This window comes from Vibrio sp. SSH13-20 (assembly GCF_040104475.1).
GTDB classification, from domain to species: domain Bacteria; phylum Pseudomonadota; class Gammaproteobacteria; order Enterobacterales; family Vibrionaceae; genus Vibrio; species Vibrio harveyi.
The window spans coordinates 37,096-55,010 of the sequence record NZ_JBECOU010000013.1; the positions used below are offsets into that span (position 1 = coordinate 37,096).

A 17,915-nucleotide genomic window follows, 5' to 3' on the forward strand; every position below is an offset into this window, starting at 1 on the left:
TGAGGAAGATATAACATGAAGGCTTTGAAAAACCCAGTGGCATTAGCCACACTGCTGGTCCTGCAAGCATGTAGCATGCAACCGCAGCAGTCCGATGCAGACACCCCAACCACTCCGCCTGCATCCTTAGATAAGCCGGAAACCATCTTACCTCAAACCTTTATGCTGCGTGGTGAAGTAGTGATTGGGCATGAAAGCCAGTACATCACACCTTGTGGCAGCGACAAACAATACTGGCTGCAACTGTCACCGCAACAAATCCAACGTGCAGTAGCCATCACCAATGAACCTTATCAAACCATGTATGGTGAAGTGATTGGTCATCTCAACCCGCCGGGCATCGACGGTTTCTCTGCAGATTTCGATGCTAACTTTGTGGTTGAGCAGGTGAACTTCCTCACCACAGAAAATCCGCATCGCTGCAAACAAACCAGTAAACCCACTCGCGTATTTGGTAATGAACCTTCGTGGGCTGCCAACTTTGAAGGCAATACGCTCAAGTTCCAGCAAATGGGCAAGTCGACACAAACACTCGAGATTAAAAGCAGCAAACTGCAACCTCGTCAGCGTACTTACCAGTTGGATGACGGTGAACTGCGCATGACCGAGAACTTGTGTTCAGACACCATGAGCAACTCTCTCTACGGCTGGAAAGCAACACTAGAGCATGGCGATAAAACCTATCAAGGCTGTGGTATGACAGCCAACGTAGATTCAACATTAGAATGGGTGAACACTTACGTCGCGACGTCGACCCAGTCACAAGGCTTCGAAGTGCAAATGACACTCAACAGCGACCACAGTGCCATCACCAAATACAGCTATTCAGACGGACAACCGCCATTGGTTGAACGCGGCTACTGGCAACAACTGAGCCCATCGCAAGTACAAGTATTGATGACTCACCACCAGCAACAACGCTTAATGACCGAGCGCCTATTTACTCGCGAAGGCAACCAGCTGAAAGCAGTCAAAGAGAAAGTGGGCAATTTGGTTTATCCCATTGCCGATGGCGGCTTAGTGCTATACCCAGCAACAGTGCGTAACTCAGGCATTGAGCAAGAAGCGCCTGAACGCGGTAGTGCGCCAATTGCAGCTGCGGACATTCCATCCAGTGCCGAATTTAATTCAAAAGTGGATGCGGCGGTACGTAACTACTTTTTCATTAATCAAACCAACCCAAGCAATAACCAATACCGTTGGCTGACTTACGATCTGAATGGCGATGGTGATGAAGAATTACTGGTGCAACTTGATTGGTGTGGCTCTGGCGGTTGTACTCTGCTGATATTCGAAAACCACGAGAAAGAGTGGCGTTTCAATAGCCGTATGACGCTAGTGCAAAGCCCAATTATGCTTGGTCAACAAACCTCGCACGGCTGGCGTGACCTGATTTTCAATGTCAGCGGCGGTGGTGCAACACCGGGGCAACACGTGATGCAATACACAGGCGTGAGCTACCCAATCAACCCAAGCTTGGCACCAAAAGCGAGCAAAGAACAAGTCAGCGGCGTGCGTCTGTTCTCAGATGGTATCAGCCCTGTTCGTGATGGAGTGCGCTTGTAATGGCGCAGCCTTGTCCACATTGTGGCTTCCAGTTCAACTGCATCTGTTCCCTGCTACCGAAGTTAAGCAGTGAACACTCGCTGATGCTGTTAATGCACCCTAATGAACTGACTCGCGATACCAACACTGGCAAACTGCTCGCCCAGTGCCAACTGAGTATCACCCAAGTCGTTTGGGACCGAAAAACGCCACCAGCAGAGTTGTTAGAAACGCTAGCGAATCCAAGCCTGCTGCCAGTACTGCTATTCCCAAGTGAAGAGAGCCTGACGCTTGAACAAGTGCAACAGCAAAGTAACGAGCAAAGCAGACGACCGCTGTACATCATTCTTGATGCAACTTGGCAAGAGGCGCGCAAGATGATCAATAAAAGCCGATGGCTAGAAGGTATCGCGATGATGGGCTTAACCACTCAAGTCGATTCTCAGTATCAACTGCGTCGCAACCAACAAGAAGGTAACCTATGTACCTTTGAAGTAGCTGCGCAATTGCTCGGACAACTTGGTGAAGAGCAAAACCAGCAACAAATGTTAGCGTTCTTCAAGCAATACCTTCCTCGTTTCCAAGCCGAGAAAAGTGGTCACGAGCTCAAAGCCTAACATTCTTAAGAATCAAAAAAACGCAGCTCTAACGCTGCGTTTTTTATTGAATGCTGTTTCACGTGAAACAAAACTTTGGAGCTCTTAAGCTCAATTAGAGCAAAGCCACATTAAAACAAGCGTGTCGGTTCACCCAAATAATAACCTTGCAGATAGTCCACCCCCATGTCCTGAGCAATGTCGCACACCTCTTTGTTGTGCACAAACTCCGCGACAGTCTTAGCGTTAAACACCTGACACAAACGCACCAACTGCGAGGCAATCTTGCGCTGCTTTTGGTCTTTGTCGATATAGCGAATCAAACTGCCATCGAGCTTAATCACTTCCGGCTCTAACTTGAGGATCTCATCAATATTGGAGTAACCCGAGCCAAAGTCGTCGACAATGATGCGTGCGCCCAGGCTTCTAAAGTGGCTGCACACCTCAATCATCCGTCCGTAGTCTTTGATTTGCTCTGATTCCAACACTTCCAAACCAATCCGTCTTGGGTCGTTAAGTTGGGTAATGGCATGTTCAAGCAACATCAAGGTTTTATCACTGAGTAAATCCTGAGGTGACAAGTTAATTGAGAAGTCACCATGCTGGTCTTTCATGTAGTTGAGCGTTGAGCGAATCATGTGACGACTCAAACGCGTGTACAAATGCGTATCAGAGATAATCGGCAAGAAACGCCCCGGCGCTATGATGCTACCATCCTCTTCCATAATACGCACCAAACACTCTTGGCTCGCGGGACGATGGTTGTAAGCGTGTACAATTGGCTGACTGTAGGTAATGATGTTCTGCTTGAGGATGGCGCGACTCACACAGCTTAGCCAACCCAACTGCTCTTTTCGCACATCTTCATTGACCTCAATATCTTTGGCATTACAGATGTGAGTATTACTGCGCACCCCAGCTCTTCGCGCCTCGATGCCTTTTAGTAGTAGCTCATCTGGCGATGCCGTTGGAAAATCACGACGGCTAACTAAGCCACCGCACAATGAAATCGAAAGGTAATCAATGTCCCGTAAGCCACTTGGCTCAAAGTTGGTTTGCTCTACTGCGTCAGCAAAGCGAGTAAAGTGTTGCTTTATCGCTTCACTACTGGTGTCAGCTTTGAATAAGAACGCCCACTCACCAACACCAATGCTATAAAGTTGTAGCGCAGCAGGTTTACCAAGGCGTTTACGCAGGCGATTGCTAAAGTGCATCGACAAGTCTTTCAACAGTTGGTCGCCAACGCGATAACCGTACTTTTCGTTGATATGGCTAAAGTTAAGCAGTTTGAGCGTTAGTAAATGTTCATCGGCATCGATGCTGATCAAGCGCTCTTGCAGCGCAACGCGATTTTGTAATCCTGTACGACTATCTCGACGGAAGCTCTGTTCTAGCTTTTTCGCTTGACGATCGAGTTGATACCCCATATGAGCGTTCATGTTATTTAGATCGCCAATCGCATTGCGGATCAGGCTAAACAAGGGAGAGATAGAAGTGCTCACTTCTTGCTGTGGCATGTTAAGCGCAGTAACTTCATCCCCTTCACGCATCGCCAAGTAAGTCAGGCTATGGTGCAGAATTTCTTGTTGGTGATTCTCCCCGTACAACTCACCCATGCAGTAACTGCCCGACGTGTGGGAAATGTCCGTGAAGGCGCGAACTTCGTCACTGCTATCAATAAAATCAAGTCGCGATGCGCAGTTATAAATCATCACTGCTTCAGGTTGATGCATGGAAAGCTCCACCACCCCATGGCGAACTTGCTCAAGCGTTAACGAAGGATGGTTGTAACAGAACTGAACTTCATCACCCAAACACCAAGGACGGTCGAAGCTCATGCTGCCGTCGGGATGGATTTCCGTCACGGCACACACCTCTTTTCGCCCAATGGATTCTCGATAAAGTGGGAAATTCAGCAGTTGATTGAGCGATAGGTCGTGCCCGTCAGCAAGGTAATGTTTGTACACTTCCAACGCTTTACGCTCGCCCAAGCGATACAAGCGCGTCCCTTTGGCGTGAGTAACCTTATGCGGCATACCAATCGGGTTCCACTCAGAATACGCGCTCGTCCATGTTTTCAAAGTATTGCTGTGCAAGGCAACCGCGACAACCGCTTCATCATAAACTTGGTCTTGATGCAGAACCCAACAACCGTCATCGATGGTTTGAGCCAAACCGCCAGAAACCTTCGGACCGTCGGCATCAAATACGCGATACACCGGATAATCACGGCGTTCGATTTGGACAGAAAAGCTAATAATGGCTTTGGAGTTATCTTGCAGTTGTAAAGCTTGCTTGAGATCGTAGCCATCGATATCTGGCGAGAAGGAATAATGTTGTACCGCAGACGTGAGCGTGGTTTGTTCAAACTCCATCACACACACTAAGCAGCCATGGTTGATGATTTCACCTTCCAAGATAACGTGACGAGTGCTGTGACCGATGATGTGCGTGTTGGGTAATCTTTCGAGTATTGCCCGTGCGAGCGAGACAGCGGAGTCGCGTGATTGGGTGGATAAGAGTTGCACCAGATAACGTTTATCTGCACAACACTGAGAAGTGACTAAAAAGTCATTAAGCTGATCCACATTTTGAACCAGTTGAGAGAATGCTCGCATTTACCCTACCACTGCCGTCATCAAGCCACACCACATGAAAGTGGTTTTATTATTTTACTTTGATGAGAGTAATTTACGTGGCTTTAGACGGCTTTTCTAGAGTCAGAATGAAGATTGAATGGATTAATGCGAAAGTGATTACAAAAGCGCGAGTAACGACTGCAAGTTATTGATTTCAATGTCAGGTAACGTTCGCGTTTTTGCCTGAGTAATGACATTTTTATTCATGTCATTAAACCAGCATGCGGCAAAACTCGCGAGTTTTGCACCTTGAACATCCGTCACCAGATGATCGCCGACATGAAGAATGTGCTCACTAGGCAAATCCAGAAACTGCTGCGCTTTGGTGAACATATCCGGCGCAGGTTTCGCGCTGCCATCCGGCCCTGCTTTCAGCACTTGCTGGAAATAAGGCGTAAGACCAATTCGATCTAAATCCACATTACCGTTAGTGATTGCTACCAGCGGGATTTCTTGCCCGAGTTCAGCAAGTACATCGAGGCTTTGCTGTGGTACTTCAAAACGGTTACGCCGGTCTAAAGCAACCTCGACTGCGGCTTGCGCAGCGGTATGCGCCGCTTCGTTATCGTATCCAACTTGAGAGAAGGCTTGCTTAAGTTGTACTAAGCGCCACAAAGTGACGTCACTCTTCAGCTCAGGTTGTTGCTGCACGACACGTTGCTTGAGTGCAAACCAATCGGCTTTATCCATGTGAGCGACCGCCGGATGATGGAGTTTAAGCCAAGACAACAACTCACGCTCCATACGAACTATCACTGGATAGTTATCATAGAGGGTGTCATCAAGGTCAAACGTCATCGCCTTTACAGGCGCAATACGGCGGTAGAATTTCATGAGATTCCTTGGTTAGTCCGACTTATCGTCGTTTCTCTTACGGGCTCTTGGATGCGCCTGATCATAAGCTTGTGCTAAATGTTGGAAATCCAAGTGGGTGTAGATTTGGGTAGTGGAAATGTTTTCGTGCCCCAATAGCTCTTGCACCGCACGTAAGTTATTGCTCGATTCCAACATGTGCGTCGCAAACGAGTGACGCAGTTTGTGCGGGCTAATGTGACTCGCGACGGACTGTTTCTGCCCCCATTCCGCCATACGCTTTTGCACACTGCGATGTGAGATTCGTGTACCCAGCTTAGAAACAAACAGTGCCGGTTCACCCGGCGCGGCTAGATCACCACGCACACGCAGCCACTTGCCAACCCATTCGGTTGCCATACCAGAGAATGGCACTTTACGTTCTTTATCGCCTTTACCAATCACTCGTAATTCGCCACTGCGCAGCTGAACATCACGCACGTCTACGCTCACCAGTTCTGCCAAACGCAGACCAGCGCCGTACATTAGCTCCATCATGGCACGATCGCGTACCGCTAACGGGTCGTCCTCGTTCACTTCGAGCAATTGGTTTACTTCATCCACATCGAGGTTCTTTGGTAGTGGACGTTTCTTACGTGGCGCCGAAACCCCTTTGGCTGGGTTAGCTGACATTTCTCCACGTAGGATCAGGAAATCGAAAAAGCTGCGTAGAGAAGATAAGCGCGTCGCTAAGCTGCTGGCTTTCATGCCTTCACGCATGCCTTTACCTGCCAATTGACGAACCCAACCAGCATCGACTTGAGACCAATCTTTCAACCCCATCTCAGCCAAGTGGTGAGCCATGGTTTCCAATTGTTGTTTGTAGTTGCGTTGGGTGTGCAGGCTAAGCCCCTTTTCGCTTCGCAGGAATTCGTAGAAGCGTTCAAGAGGCTTTTGAAGACTATTTGGCAGAGGAGTGTTGGGAGTTGTCGTCATCGTGACTTTGCCATACCAATGTTTGAGCGAGATGTGCCACTACTAAGGATAGGTGACGCAAAAACAAGGTATCCATATCTGGTTGGAAATGACCGCCATCTTCGCTAGAAAACGCCAGTACGCCAAGCGTCTGCTTTTTCACAAGCGGTAACACCACATAGGAACCCATTTCTGGAACGTCCATATCTCCAAACAACGCTTCGCGATCCACTTTACGCAGACGACCTAAATACGCCTCTTTGCCATTTAAGTGGTTGGTAGCAAAACGTTGGTAGCTTTCCTTACTCAATTGAGTCGCAGCATCACACTGGCTCAATAGACGCACATACGCCTTCAAGCCAAGGTCTTTGGCTTTCAGCTCAATGGCGTTGATGACTTGCTTAAAGTCGCCGCACTTAAGGATTTGTCCTTGCAGATCCATGAACTCGTAGAAGGTGCGATCATTGTTCGCCGCTAAAGACATCAGTGTGGTGATCTCTTCTTCTAGCTCTTCAATTCGTTGACGTTGGCGGTTCATTTGAATGTGAACTAACGAGACCGTGCCTAAATCTGCATGAGGCATAGAAAGGCGATCAACCAATTCTGGGCGTTGAACGAAGAAGTCAGGATGATCTTTTAAATACTGAGCAACGACTTCTGCGGTCAGCGCATCCGCTTCAACTTCTGGGATTTGGTTTTCTTGTTCTTCAACTAGCACGACAATTGACCATCAAATACGTGAGTTGCTGGACCGGTCATAAACAATGGTTTGCCTGGACCTTGCCAAGATATGCGTAGGTCACCACCAGGAAGTGAAACTTTCACGTTTTCATCCAATAGACCTTGCAGGATGCCCACCGCAACTGCGCCACAGGCACCGCTGCCGCAAGCTTGTGTTTCACCCGCACCACGCTCATACACGCGTAGGCGGATGTGATTGCGATTCACAACTTGCATAAAGCCCGCGTTCACACGCTCAGGGAAGCGTTCGTGTGATTCTAATAGCGGTCCGAGTGTTTCCACTTCTGCCGTATCCACATCGTCGACCACAGTCACCACGTGCGGGTTACCCATGCTCACTGCGCCACAGAACAGGGTCTTATCGCCTGCACGCATGATGTAGGTTTTCTCTTTCTGCTTCGCTTTGAAAGGGATCTTGTTCGGCTCGAATTCAGGTACGCCCATGTTCACCGTGACTTCACCATCATCTTCAACATCAAGAATCATCTTACCTTTCTTGGTGCTAACGCTGATGCTGTACTTATTAGTCAAACCTTTCAAACGGACGAAACGCGCGAAACAGCGAGCGCCATTACCACACTGCTCAACTTCACTACCATCGGCATTAAAAATGCGGTAGTGGAAATCGGTTTCTGGATCATAAGGCGCTTCAACCACGAGCAATTGGTCAAAACCGACGCCCGTGTGACGATCCGCCAAACGACGGATCAAATCTTGCGAGAAAAACACGTTCTGGGTAATGCAGTCGACGACCATAAAGTCGTTGCCCAAACCGTGCATTTTGGAAAAGTGGAAATGCATTTGTTGTGTGTTACTCCGGTAGAATCTGTTCCAGCTGCCACAAACTGGTCAGCTCCTCACGCTGGCGAACAAGGTGGCTTTGGTTGCCATCCACCATCACTTCCGCCGCTCGGGTACGAGTATTGTAGTTCGAAGACATCACAAAACCATAGGCGCCAGCAGAGCGAACCGCGAGTAGATCACCTTCTTGCAGTACTAGTGCTCGATCTTTGCCCAAGAAATCGCCCGTTTCACAGATAGGTCCGACTAAGTCGTAAGTCTGTGCTTCACCTTCGCGTGGTGAAACTGGGACAATATCTTGCCATGCTTGATACAGCGCAGGACGCATTAAGTCGTTCATCGCCGCATCGATAATCGCAAAGTTTTTGTGCTCAGTGTGTTTTAGGAATTCCACACGCGTCAACAAGATACCAGCGTTAGCTGCAATTGCACGACCTGGTTCGAAAATCAGTTCAAGATCTTGATGGTTCTCAAGACGACCTAACAGTGCTTTCGCGTAATCAGAAGGCTGTGGTGGCAATTCATCACGATATACCACACCCAGACCACCACCAACGTCCAGATGACGAATGTTGATGCCTTGTGCTTTCAGATCATCAATCAGAGCCAAGAGGCGATCTGTCGCGTCGATGAAAGGTTCAATCTCAGTCAACTGAGAACCAATGTGGCAGTCGATACCTTGCACGTTGAGATTTGGTAGGCTCTGAGCAAATTTATATACTGCCGGAGCACGGTCAAAAGCGATACCAAACTTGTTGTCGCGCAGACCAGTCGAGATATAAGGGTGTGTTTTTGCGTCTACGTCAGGGTTAATTCGTAGAGAAATCGGTGCAACCACACCTAACTCACCTGCGACTTTGTTCAAGCGCTCAAGTTCAGGTTCTGATTCCACGTTGAAGCATTTGATGCCCAGCCCCAGTGCGCGTTTCATCTCTGCTGGCGTTTTACCAACACCCGAGAACACCACCTTCTTCGCATCACCGCCAGCCGCGATAACGCGTTCAAGCTCACCACCCGATACAATATCGAAACCTGAACCCAAACGAGCCAGTGCATTCAATACGCCAAGGTTAGAGTTTGCTTTTACTGCGTAACAAACAAGATGAGGATGCTGACCCACAGCGCTATCAAACGCATTCCAGTGACGCTCTAGCGTTGCTCGTGAGTAAACATAAAGAGGAGTGCCATGTTGCTCGGCGAGAGCTTGGAGTGAGACGTCTTCGGCCCAAAGCTGGCCATCATCCTGATAGTTGAAGTAATCCAAAATTTGCTTCCCTTAATTAATTCGACTGCTAAACCCTGTTTTCACCCGAAGGTGTGGCTGATTATTGTGACTGCTCGTTTTGTTGAGCGTCATCTGGGATATAAAGTGAACCTGATTGACCACAACCAGCAAGGGTCGCTGCAACCATCACAAACAACACCGTAAGTAATTTTTTCATTTTGCATATCGTGATTATTAAACCAATGCCCCCTATAATCGCACCACACTCAGGAAAAGCAATAGGATAGACGGATGAACGATACTGAATTTCATCAACTGGTGGATGCGCAGATGCAACTCATCGAAGAATCCATCGATGATTCAGGTGCAGACATTGATTACGAAGTCACTGGCAACGTAATGACATTAGAGTTTGAAGACCGCAGCCAAATCATCATTAACCGCCAAGAGCCAATGCATGAGATCTGGTTAGCATCGAAGTCTGGTGGCTTCCACTTTAAGCTAGTCGATAACAAATGGACTTGCTCTAAAACGGGCATGGAACTGTTTGAAATGGTGAAAGAAGAGTGCGAAAAGCACGCTGGCGAAACGATCGATTGGGCATAAGCCAAATGGGTCTTCGTGGCGACCAGTCACCTAAACGACAAAAGAGCACCAAGGTGCTCTTTTTTGTTGTTCGTTTTACGCATTAACCGCTTTGGTTGGGCGAGTCGGCGTACAGCCATCATTGCGGTAAGGGATAATGTAGGTGTTCCCTTCTTCCGGATGAATAATTTGGTAGTACTGCGGCAAGTTAAAGTTAATAAACTTCGACGATACACGACTGTCATCTTTCACCGAGGTGTAGAAGCTGTTCACTGACGCAATCATTTCATCTTTCGAACCACTGAATTGATGATAAACCTCAACTTGGTTTGACTCATCCAGTACGTAGATATTGAAACCATCGTCAGTGTCTTCAAAGAAAAACTGCACCAAACCTTCACTGGCAAAGCCATCCACTACTTCTGGTAGTTGGTACTCTTGTTCACGATCCAGCATCAACAGCGGTGAACCTTTCAGCTTGTTGGTTGAAATACTGCGGTAGAAATCGACCGAGTTTTCTAGCTTCTGAACCGATACACCACGACGCTCAAAGAACAGACCGTAAGTTTGGTTAGCGAGGCGCATGGCTTTAAAGCGACGGCGTTTCTCTTGCTCAACCGGCTTCAAACGTAAGTCGATACACTCTGCCAATAGCTGATACACCATATTGCGCATCACGCCACGCATGTTCTTCGCGTAGCAGAATACATCCACCGACTCTGGCGGAATCGCATCTTGGTGCATTTTGCCAAGAATGGTCTTCAATGCATCCAACATCGCGGTTTCACCTTTGAAGTGCAGGGTACGCACTTCGTGCCATGAGTTGCGATAAACCAAATCGACACTGCCGACCAAGTTAATTTGCTCAGGGCCAAAGCTGAAGATATCGGTGTTTTTCACATCCACTTTGAGTGAGCGACCAGACAACTCTGCCGTCGGGTCATTTTCAAAGTTGATGAACATCGCCATCTGACTAATTTCACACGGGCTACCCAGCGCTTGCATGGTTGGGCGACGTTTACGTAACGAGAAGGTGTTACGTAGGTCACTCACCATTTGGTAGAACTTATCGATGTCTAACTGCGCCTCACGAACAACGGCATGCAGGCGAGTAGATTCCGTAATCAAACCGTTGAAGAACGCCCAAGAAACCAACTTACTCAAGTACTCATGATGCTCAAGACAAGGCTGACCAAGAATGCGGTGCGCAATCAGTGGTTGCTTGTACAAGTACCAACCTGATTTGTTCACCCCCCCCTCTTTTACTTCAATGAAGCTCAAGTCGGGTTCGTGCAAATCTGGCGAGATCTGAGGGTTAAGCAAAGTAACTTTACCCGGCAGCACTTCGAATGCCGCGTACAGCTTACGAGCAAGAATACTGATGTCTTGCGGGCTGATCGCTGAAGTAATGTCGTTACGACGCGCAAACTGAATCAAGTTACGGTAGCTTTGCATCAAAGCATCCAACAGTGCATGGTGCACCACTTTCACTTGTTCTACTTTCCAGTTACGGCGATCGTCGAGCTCTGCCAATACCACTTCATCCCAATCCCATTTCGCAATCATGTCGCTCAAGGCTTCACGACGCCAAGCTACAGAGCCTACATCAGGTTCACGAGACAGTTTTTCATGGGTTTTAAGGTAGAAACAGCGACGAACTAAATCCAAACGTGTGTCGTCTTGGATTCGCTCTAGGTAACGTGTTACTTTCTCTAGCATCAAGTAGTACGCATCCATGCCGTACAAGTCAGGCTCGTGGGCAAAGAAGCGACGTTTGGTGTCGATACTGAGAAGTTGTGTGTGCGGGTATTCCCACGAGTAAGCTTCAAGCAAGATCGCTTTCAACACGGATTTGTAAGGGGAATCGATACTCTTGTACAGCTGCCACAAGTTCGAGCCGAAATACTCTTCAGCAGGAATGCGGTTAAGCTGACCAAAGTTGATCCACTCATCACAGTTGATGTAGCCATCTTTACAAAGCTGTGCAACGTACTCGTCGTAACACTCTTCCATTTCTGGTGGCACGATTTGCCACAACAAACGCTGTCCAGCTAGACGTACCGCAGAACGGTAGAATTCATCCAGCAGTAATAGATGCTGAGAAGAACCACAGTTATCGCCGGTCATCTCTTCTGAACGGTTGCTACGAAAACGCTCTTCATCCATTAAGAAGAAGTTCGCTTCTACACCTTGGCTTTGTGCCCAATCGGTGATCAGCAAGCATTTGTTGGTCAGCAGTTCACGTTGGTCGTTATCCATCTCCGGTGAGATACACACCCAAATATCCAAATCACTTGAAGTACTTTGACCAATAGAAGAGGTACTGCCCATGGTATACAAACCTAAGATCGCAGGTTGCTCTGCTGTCTTAAGCGGTTGACCGATTGTCAGTTGGGTATCATCAAGGAATTGTTGCTGGAGATCGTTCAGCTCTAGACCAAACACACCATAAGGTACGTCTGCATCGTAGTAGCCGGGAATAACAGGATGGTTGTAGTTCAACAAGGCAGGAATCAAGTGGAAGACTTGCTGGCTTTGCGAATCCATAAGCGCCAGCGCACGGTCGATCCGTTGCTGGTTCAGGTTATCTAATCGCTGAATAAGTTTTTGGGTGTAAGCCTGCAAGGGAAGTTCCTTGGTTGAACAATCACGAAAATCTGCTGATGTTTTAAACCAAAACGGTGTAAAAACGTGATCAATTTAACACTTTCATCAGGGTTGGTAAAGATTTCCACCCGCAAATAGTTGTGGTCTGAAAACCCCACACTAGTCGCAAAAATCGATAGCGCAGTAGTGTCGCTTGTATTCACCTATAACTAATAATAGTCCTTAGCCTAAATGAGAATCCAGTCACACTATTTTCATAACGTCATGTAATTCGATTCATGACACCAAGAGAAGCCTAACTAACATTAAGACTTTCACGCGTTGAGTGGTAGGATTAGGCAAAACTAAAACAGCATTGAGAAGACCATGACACAATCTACGCCAATTCGCATTGCAACTCGAAAAAGCCCTCTTGCCCTATGGCAAGCTCACTATGTAAAAGACGCACTTCAAGCCGCTCATCCAGGTCTGGAAGTTGAGCTGGTTACTATGGTGACCAAAGGCGACATCATTTTGGATACGCCGCTAGCAAAAGTCGGTGGTAAAGGCTTGTTTGTGAAAGAGCTAGAAGTGGCAATGCTTGAAGGTCGTGCGGACCTTGCGGTGCACTCAATGAAAGATGTACCAGTAGACTTCCCTGAAGGTCTTGGCTTGGTGACGATTTGTGAGCGTGAAGACCCACGTGATGCATTCGTTTCTAACACTTACAACAACATTGATGAGCTGCCACAAGGCGCAGTTGTAGGTACTTGTAGCCTGCGCCGTCAGTGTCAGTTAAAAGAATACCGCCCAGACCTAGTTATCAAAGAGCTGCGTGGCAACGTAGGTACTCGTCTAGGTAAGCTAGATGCAGGTGAATACGACGCGATCATTCTTGCTGCTGCAGGTCTGAAACGCCTTGAGCTAGAAGAGCGCATCCGTAGCTTTATCGAGCCAGAGCAATCACTACCAGCAGTAGGTCAAGGCGCGGTGGGTATTGAGTGCCGTGTGGATGACGAGCGTCTACTTAAACTGCTTGAGCCACTAAACCACCAAGATACAGCAGATCGCGTACGCTGTGAGCGCGCGATGAACCTCACCCTTGAAGGTGGCTGTCAGGTGCCTATCGGCAGTTACTCACTGCTTGATGGTGACAACATCTGGCTACGCGCACTGGTTGGTGAACCAGACGGCAGCCTAATTGTGCGTGGTGAAATTCGCGGTCACCGCAACGATGCCGAAGCACTCGGTGTTCAACTGGCTAACGAGCTACTTGAAAACGGTGCGCGCGACATCCTAACCAAACTGTACGCAGACCACGAATAATCATGGCAGTGTTGGTCACTCGTCCGGGAGAGCAAGGCATGGCGCTTTGCTCTCTGCTCGAAAGGCACGGCAAAACTGCAATTTATCATCCTCTGATCGACATCGTCGCCGATCTCAGCGACACACAACTCTCCAAATACATTGAAACCGCTCAAATCATCATTGCTGTTAGCCAACATGCGGTGCAATGCGCAGAGCAAATCTTGCAGAACCACGCTAAATCATGGTCTAAGCAGGCTGTATACCTTGCCGTTGGTCAAAAAACAGCACACTATTTGAGCAAATGTACCCAACAGAAAGTACACTATCCACAAGTCAGTGATAGTGAACACTTGTTGCAGCTTCCCGAGCTAAACAATGTAGAAAAACAAACAGTTCTGATCCTTCGTGGCAACGGTGGTAGAGAGCTGATAAAAGATGCATTGGTGAGACGTGGAGCAAAAGTTCACTATAGTGAGACTTATAAGAGAGAATTTATCCCATTCGATCCAGTAAGCTGTGTCTCACTATGGAAAACCCAACAAATCGACCAGATTATCGTCACCAGTGGTGAACAACTGGATTATTTGTGCAGCCAATTGACGTCAGAGCAATTGACTTGGCTTAATCAACAAGAGTTGTATATCCCCAGTCAGCGAATCGCTGACATCGCAATTCAACGGGGCTTCACTCAGGTCAGGTGCACAGGAAGCGCATCCAACCAAGAATTACTGGCTGCTCTCCAGCCCTAGCTACACAGGATATAGGCATGACAAGTAAAAATAACGACCAAAAGAATAACGATAAAAACCTTTCCGAAGAAACCACATCGGCACCGCTAGCTGAAAAAGACACGCCTAAGAAGGAATCTGAGCCAAGCAAGGCAGAATCAAAGCCTGCTGAGCCAACTAAACCAGCAGAACCAAACAAAGTTGAATTTGAAGAGAAGCAAGGCAAACGCGGCGTCAAGCTGGGTACTGTTGCTATCGTCTTATCACTGATTTTTGGTGGCGGTCTCACTTACAAAATGCTTGAGCAGCAATCTGAATACCAAACTCAGATCGCTCAACTGCAAAGCCAACTGGAACAAGCTCAATCAGCAATGAAGCAAGAGCTTAGCCAAGTAAAAGAAGAAACTATTGAAAAAGCGACCACTGTCACTCACAAAGCAGAAGTGGTACTGGGTCAGCAACAAAAGAGCATCGAAAGCCTGCAACTGGCTGTCGCTGATGTGAAAGGTCGTCGTCCAAACGACTGGCTACTGGCAGAAGCTGACTACCTAGTAAAACTGGCAGGTCGTAAATTGTTCCTAGAGCACGACGTAGAAAGTGCTACTCAATTGATGGAAAGCGCGGACCAACGTATCGCAGCGCTGAACGACCCAAGCTTGGTCGGTCTGCGTAAAGCCATGGCAAATGACATTACTAAGCTGCGTGTTGTTCCTTTGGTAGACCGTGATGGCTTGGTATTGCGCCTCACTGCCCTACAGCAGCAAGTCGACAAACTGCCACTTGCGAATGCTTTGCTACCAGAAGCGGCAGCGGTAGAGAAGCAACAAGTGTCTGAAGACATTGCAAACTGGCAAGATAACCTGATGACGTCATTAAAAGACTTCTCAGAAAACTTCATCACCTTCCGCACTCGTGACGGCAACGTAATCCCTCTATTGTCACCACAACAACACTTCTACTTGAAAGAAAACATCAAAGCGAAGTTAGAGACGGCAATCAAAGCGGTTTACCAAGAGCAAGGTGAAATCTACACCACCTCTTTAGAAACAGCAGACAAGTGGGCAATGGCATTCTTCAACCAAGATGACAACTCGGTGAAAGAATTCAACAAAACACTGAGCCAACTGAGCAAGCAAGACATTCAAGTTGAATACCCTGCGAAGCTAGAAAGCCAAAACCAACTCTCTGACGTGATTCGGGAGCGCCTACGTCGTGAAGTGACCACAATGACAGGTACGGAGGATAAGTAATGGTTCGTCTTATTTTCCTATTTGTTGTTCTTGGTGCCGGCTTATTTGTTGGCACTCAATTCTCAGGTCAGCAAGGTTATGTCCTGATCTCTATTGCCAACAAAACCATTGAGATGAGTGTAACCACCTTAGTGATCTTCGTGATTGCGACCTTGGCGGCACTGTTCTTCTTAGAATACGTGGTCAAGAAAGTGGTTTACGCAAGCTCAAGCACATGGAATTACTTTAGCGTGCGCAAAATGCGTCGCTCTCGTCGCTACACCAACGAAGGCATCATCAAGCTACTTGAAGGTGACTGGAAAGGCGCAGAGAAGAAAGTAACACGCTGGGCAAATCATCACGACATGCCTCTCCTGTGTTACCTAGTGGCTTCAGAAGCAGCACAAGGTCAAGGTGACAAAGCGAAGCGTGACCAGTATCTAGAGCTAGCAAGCCAGCAAGAAAATGCGCACCTAGCAGTAGAACTGACTCGTGCAAAACAGTTCATTCGTGATAACGAATTCGAATCTGCATTCGATACACTGCAAGCGCTGAAAGGTCAGTACGCGAATAACTCGATTGTTCTTAACCTGCTAAAAACCACTTACATGCAGCTTAAGCTATGGCAACCGCTGATCGATCTGATGCCTCAGCTAAGCAAAGCAAAACTGGTAACGGAAGAGGAGCAAGCGGAACTGATTCAGAAAGCACAATGCGGCTTGCTACACGAAGTGGCTCAGCAGCAAGGCAGTGAAGGTCTTATCTCACACTGGAACGGGCTGCCACGTAAGGTAAAACAAGACGCTCATTTGATCGGCTGTTTTGCTCACGAGCTCATCTCACGTAAAGCAGATAACGAGGCATTCACAGTAATCAAAGAAGCACTGAAGAAGAGCCCAACACCAGAGCTGTACCAGTTACTGCCAGAGCTAAACTTACCGGATAGCCACCCAGTCATCGTATTCTTGGAAGGTGTCTTGAAGCGTGAACCAGAAAACGCAGCGGCGCAAAGTGCATTAGCGCACTTCTTCTTCCGCCAAGAAAAATGGCAAGAAGCGCAAGAGCACTTTGAGGTTGCGCTAAAACTTCGCTCAGACGTTTCTGACTATGCTTACCTAGCCGATACACTAGAGAAGCAAAACCTAACAAAAGCGGCTCACGAGGTCTCTCGTAAAGCGCTAACGCTAGTTCAAAACAACTAAGCGGTTCCGAAAGTAGAAAGCCGACAGATTACTGTCGGCTTTTTTATTGCCTGCAATTCTTCATGCCCTATCATCGTACGACTGACTCCCCCAAGAGCAGGGTTCTCTCTACTGACTGCACCTGATTAGAAATAATCATCAAAGCTTATGTCGTTCATTCCAAGCTGCTCTTCTTCGTGTCACTAAGAACCACGTGAAGCAACCGCGATCACTTTCTGCAAGACATAGCGACTGGTTTTAAATGGTTAGGAGGGAAAACCTCCTTCAGAACACAGTAAAGCGTAGTGATGGCCAAAGAAGTAACTAGGAGTAATATTATGCACTTATTCGATGTGAGAACCCCATATAGCGCTTGGGTAACGTTTGTTGTAAAAGCTAAAGCAAAGTCATATTCATCATCAGAGGAGGCTCAGAAGCGCTAATACGCATTGAATGCTGCTGCGAGTAGAAACGCTCTTTTGCTGATGCAATAGAGATAGGAATGGCAAGGAGAAAGCTCAATCACTTTCTCTGGAGGACAGTTTCTATAACCCTACGAGGCGAAGATGGCAGAAAGCCTCAAGGTACGCGTAGCACAAGACTTCTCAATAGACGAAGAGTAAAGGCGCTTAGTTTGGAGCGTGTTCGGTTGGGAGGTTGATTCAGACGCCTCAAAGCTACTTCCCAAGAATCAGAAACGACAAAAGCCCGTTGTTTTCTCAACAGGCTTTCTTTGTAGTGACTGAGTTCGAGGACGACTAATCCTAAGTCGCGACTGACTTGAGATTTGATGCAAATCCCGTCTAATTCTCAAACGTCAGAAATGACGAAAGCCCGTTGATTTCTCAACGGGCTTTCTATGTAGTGGCGGAGAGATAGGGATTTGAACCCTAGATACGCTATTAACGTATGCCGGTTTTCAAGACCGGTGCTTTCAACCACTCAGCCATCTCTCCACAAATTGTTACTAAAATTTAGTCTTAC

At 47.6% G+C, this 17,915-nt stretch carries 14 protein-coding genes, 1 tRNA gene and 1 pseudogene; 7 read left to right on the forward strand and 9 right to left on the reverse strand.

All coding sequences use genetic code 11. The features are described 5' to 3' along the window. Nucleotides 1–15: 15 nt before the first annotated feature. Together ABMY42_RS24585 and ABMY42_RS24590 are read left to right on the forward strand one after the other, a co-directional pair. Nucleotides 16–1,566, forward strand: a complete 1,551-nt coding sequence (locus ABMY42_RS24585) for a hypothetical protein (RefSeq protein ID WP_274790483.1) — start codon at nucleotides 16–18, stop codon at nucleotides 1,564–1,566. After that, a complete protein-coding gene (locus ABMY42_RS24590; protein WP_349266891.1) occupies nucleotides 1,566–2,162 on the forward strand; it encodes a tRNA-uridine aminocarboxypropyltransferase in 597 nt (198 codons plus the stop codon). Before ABMY42_RS24585 ends, ABMY42_RS24590 begins: the two co-directional genes overlap by 1 nt. A gap of 110 nt (nucleotides 2,163–2,272) precedes the next feature. Here the strand turns inward: ABMY42_RS24590 and ABMY42_RS24595 are convergent, their stop codons facing one another. From ABMY42_RS24595 to ABMY42_RS24625, 7 genes and pseudogenes are all read right to left on the reverse strand, one after another. After that, nucleotides 2,273–4,759, reverse strand: a complete 2,487-nt coding sequence (locus ABMY42_RS24595) for an EAL domain-containing protein (RefSeq protein WP_349266892.1) — start codon at nucleotides 4,757–4,759, stop codon at nucleotides 2,273–2,275. Between the two features lie 138 nt (nucleotides 4,760–4,897). Next, a complete protein-coding gene (gene yigB, locus ABMY42_RS24600) occupies nucleotides 4,898–5,614 on the reverse strand; it encodes a 5-amino-6-(5-phospho-D-ribitylamino)uracil phosphatase YigB (protein WP_349266893.1) in 717 nt (238 codons plus the stop codon). A 12-nt stretch (nucleotides 5,615–5,626) separates the two neighbouring features. After that, nucleotides 5,627–6,568 carry a tyrosine recombinase XerC gene (gene xerC, locus ABMY42_RS24605; protein WP_005430404.1) on the reverse strand — a complete coding sequence of 314 codons (942 nt, stop codon included), beginning with the start codon at nucleotides 6,566–6,568 and terminating at the stop codon, nucleotides 5,627–5,629. Beyond that, a complete protein-coding gene (locus ABMY42_RS24610) occupies nucleotides 6,534–7,265 on the reverse strand; it encodes a DUF484 family protein (RefSeq protein ID WP_005430403.1) in 732 nt (243 codons plus the stop codon). The genes xerC and ABMY42_RS24610 overlap by 35 nt, the downstream gene beginning before the upstream one ends. Continuing rightward, nucleotides 7,259–8,089, reverse strand: a complete 831-nt coding sequence (gene dapF / locus ABMY42_RS24615) for a diaminopimelate epimerase (protein WP_005430401.1) — start codon at nucleotides 8,087–8,089, stop codon at nucleotides 7,259–7,261. Before dapF ends, ABMY42_RS24610 begins: the two co-directional genes overlap by 7 nt. 10 nt (nucleotides 8,090–8,099) lie before the next feature. Beyond that, the gene (lysA, locus tag ABMY42_RS24620; RefSeq protein WP_349266894.1) at nucleotides 8,100–9,353 is read right to left on the reverse strand and encodes a diaminopimelate decarboxylase; all 1,254 of its coding nucleotides are present in this window, start codon (nucleotides 9,351–9,353) and stop codon (nucleotides 8,100–8,102) included. A gap of 61 nt (nucleotides 9,354–9,414) precedes the next feature. Then, a pseudogene (locus ABMY42_RS24625) lies at nucleotides 9,415–9,626 on the reverse strand (lipoprotein). Between ABMY42_RS24625 and cyaY the strand changes: the two are divergent. Then, the gene (cyaY, locus tag ABMY42_RS24630) at nucleotides 9,606–9,920 is read left to right on the forward strand and encodes an iron donor protein CyaY (RefSeq protein WP_005438551.1); all 315 of its coding nucleotides are present in this window, start codon (nucleotides 9,606–9,608) and stop codon (nucleotides 9,918–9,920) included. The pseudogene ABMY42_RS24625 and the gene cyaY sit on opposite strands and share 21 nt — an antisense overlap. 75 nt (nucleotides 9,921–9,995) lie before the next feature. Here cyaY and ABMY42_RS24635 read toward each other — a convergent pair whose 3' ends face one another. Continuing rightward, nucleotides 9,996–12,524 carry a class I adenylate cyclase gene (locus ABMY42_RS24635; protein ID WP_005452031.1) on the reverse strand — a complete coding sequence of 843 codons (2,529 nt, stop codon included), beginning with the start codon at nucleotides 12,522–12,524 and terminating at the stop codon, nucleotides 9,996–9,998. Nucleotides 12,525–12,872: 348 nt separating this feature from the next. Between ABMY42_RS24635 and hemC the strand changes: the two genes are divergently transcribed. Genes hemC through ABMY42_RS24655 form a run of 4 tightly spaced genes read left to right on the forward strand, consistent with a single transcriptional unit; the run spans nucleotide 12,873 to nucleotide 16,952 of the window. Further along, nucleotides 12,873–13,811 carry a hydroxymethylbilane synthase gene (gene hemC / locus ABMY42_RS24640; RefSeq protein WP_005438556.1) on the forward strand — a complete coding sequence of 313 codons (939 nt, stop codon included), beginning with the start codon at nucleotides 12,873–12,875 and terminating at the stop codon, nucleotides 13,809–13,811. Nucleotides 13,812–13,813: 2 nt separating this feature from the next. After that, nucleotides 13,814–14,542, forward strand: a complete 729-nt coding sequence (locus ABMY42_RS24645; RefSeq protein ID WP_038897943.1) for a uroporphyrinogen-III synthase — start codon at nucleotides 13,814–13,816, stop codon at nucleotides 14,540–14,542. A 17-nt stretch (nucleotides 14,543–14,559) separates the two neighbouring features. Then, nucleotides 14,560–15,771 (forward strand): uroporphyrinogen-III C-methyltransferase, encoded by a 1,212-nt coding sequence (locus tag ABMY42_RS24650; RefSeq protein WP_005452033.1) that lies wholly within the window; start codon nucleotides 14,560–14,562, stop codon nucleotides 15,769–15,771. Beyond that, nucleotides 15,771–16,952 (forward strand): heme biosynthesis HemY N-terminal domain-containing protein, encoded by a 1,182-nt coding sequence (locus ABMY42_RS24655; protein WP_005452034.1) that lies wholly within the window; start codon nucleotides 15,771–15,773, stop codon nucleotides 16,950–16,952. The genes ABMY42_RS24650 and ABMY42_RS24655 overlap by 1 nt, the downstream gene beginning before the upstream one ends. A gap of 844 nt (nucleotides 16,953–17,796) precedes the next feature. On the opposite strand, the gene ABMY42_RS24660 is transcribed toward ABMY42_RS24655, so the two are convergent. Then, nucleotides 17,797–17,887: transfer RNA gene (locus tag ABMY42_RS24660), tRNA-Ser, on the reverse strand. Nucleotides 17,888–17,915 lie beyond the last annotated feature (28 nt).

Excerpts from the sequence above, each read along its gene's own strand:
- ABMY42_RS24585 (WP_274790483.1), top strand. The coding sequence starts at position 16 with ATGAAGGCTTTGAAAAACCCAGTGGCATTAGCCACACTGCTGGTCCTG.
- ABMY42_RS24590 (WP_349266891.1), top strand. The coding sequence starts at position 1,566 with ATGGCGCAGCCTTGTCCACATTGTGGCTTCCAGTTCAACTGCATCTGT.
- ABMY42_RS24595 (WP_349266892.1), bottom strand. The coding sequence starts at position 4,759 with ATGCGAGCATTCTCTCAACTGGTTCAAAATGTGGATCAGCTTAATGAC.
- yigB (WP_349266893.1), bottom strand. The coding sequence starts at position 5,614 with ATGAAATTCTACCGCCGTATTGCGCCTGTAAAGGCGATGACGTTTGAC.
- xerC (WP_005430404.1), bottom strand. The coding sequence starts at position 6,568 with ATGACGACAACTCCCAACACTCCTCTGCCAAATAGTCTTCAAAAGCCT.
- dapF (WP_005430401.1), bottom strand. The coding sequence starts at position 8,089 with ATGCATTTCCACTTTTCCAAAATGCACGGTTTGGGCAACGACTTTATG.
- cyaY (WP_005438551.1), top strand. The coding sequence starts at position 9,606 with ATGAACGATACTGAATTTCATCAACTGGTGGATGCGCAGATGCAACTC.
- hemC (WP_005438556.1), top strand. The coding sequence starts at position 12,873 with ATGACACAATCTACGCCAATTCGCATTGCAACTCGAAAAAGCCCTCTT.
- ABMY42_RS24645 (WP_038897943.1), top strand. The coding sequence starts at position 13,814 with ATGGCAGTGTTGGTCACTCGTCCGGGAGAGCAAGGCATGGCGCTTTGC.
- ABMY42_RS24650 (WP_005452033.1), top strand. The coding sequence starts at position 14,560 with ATGACAAGTAAAAATAACGACCAAAAGAATAACGATAAAAACCTTTCC.
- ABMY42_RS24655 (WP_005452034.1), top strand. The coding sequence starts at position 15,771 with ATGGTTCGTCTTATTTTCCTATTTGTTGTTCTTGGTGCCGGCTTATTT.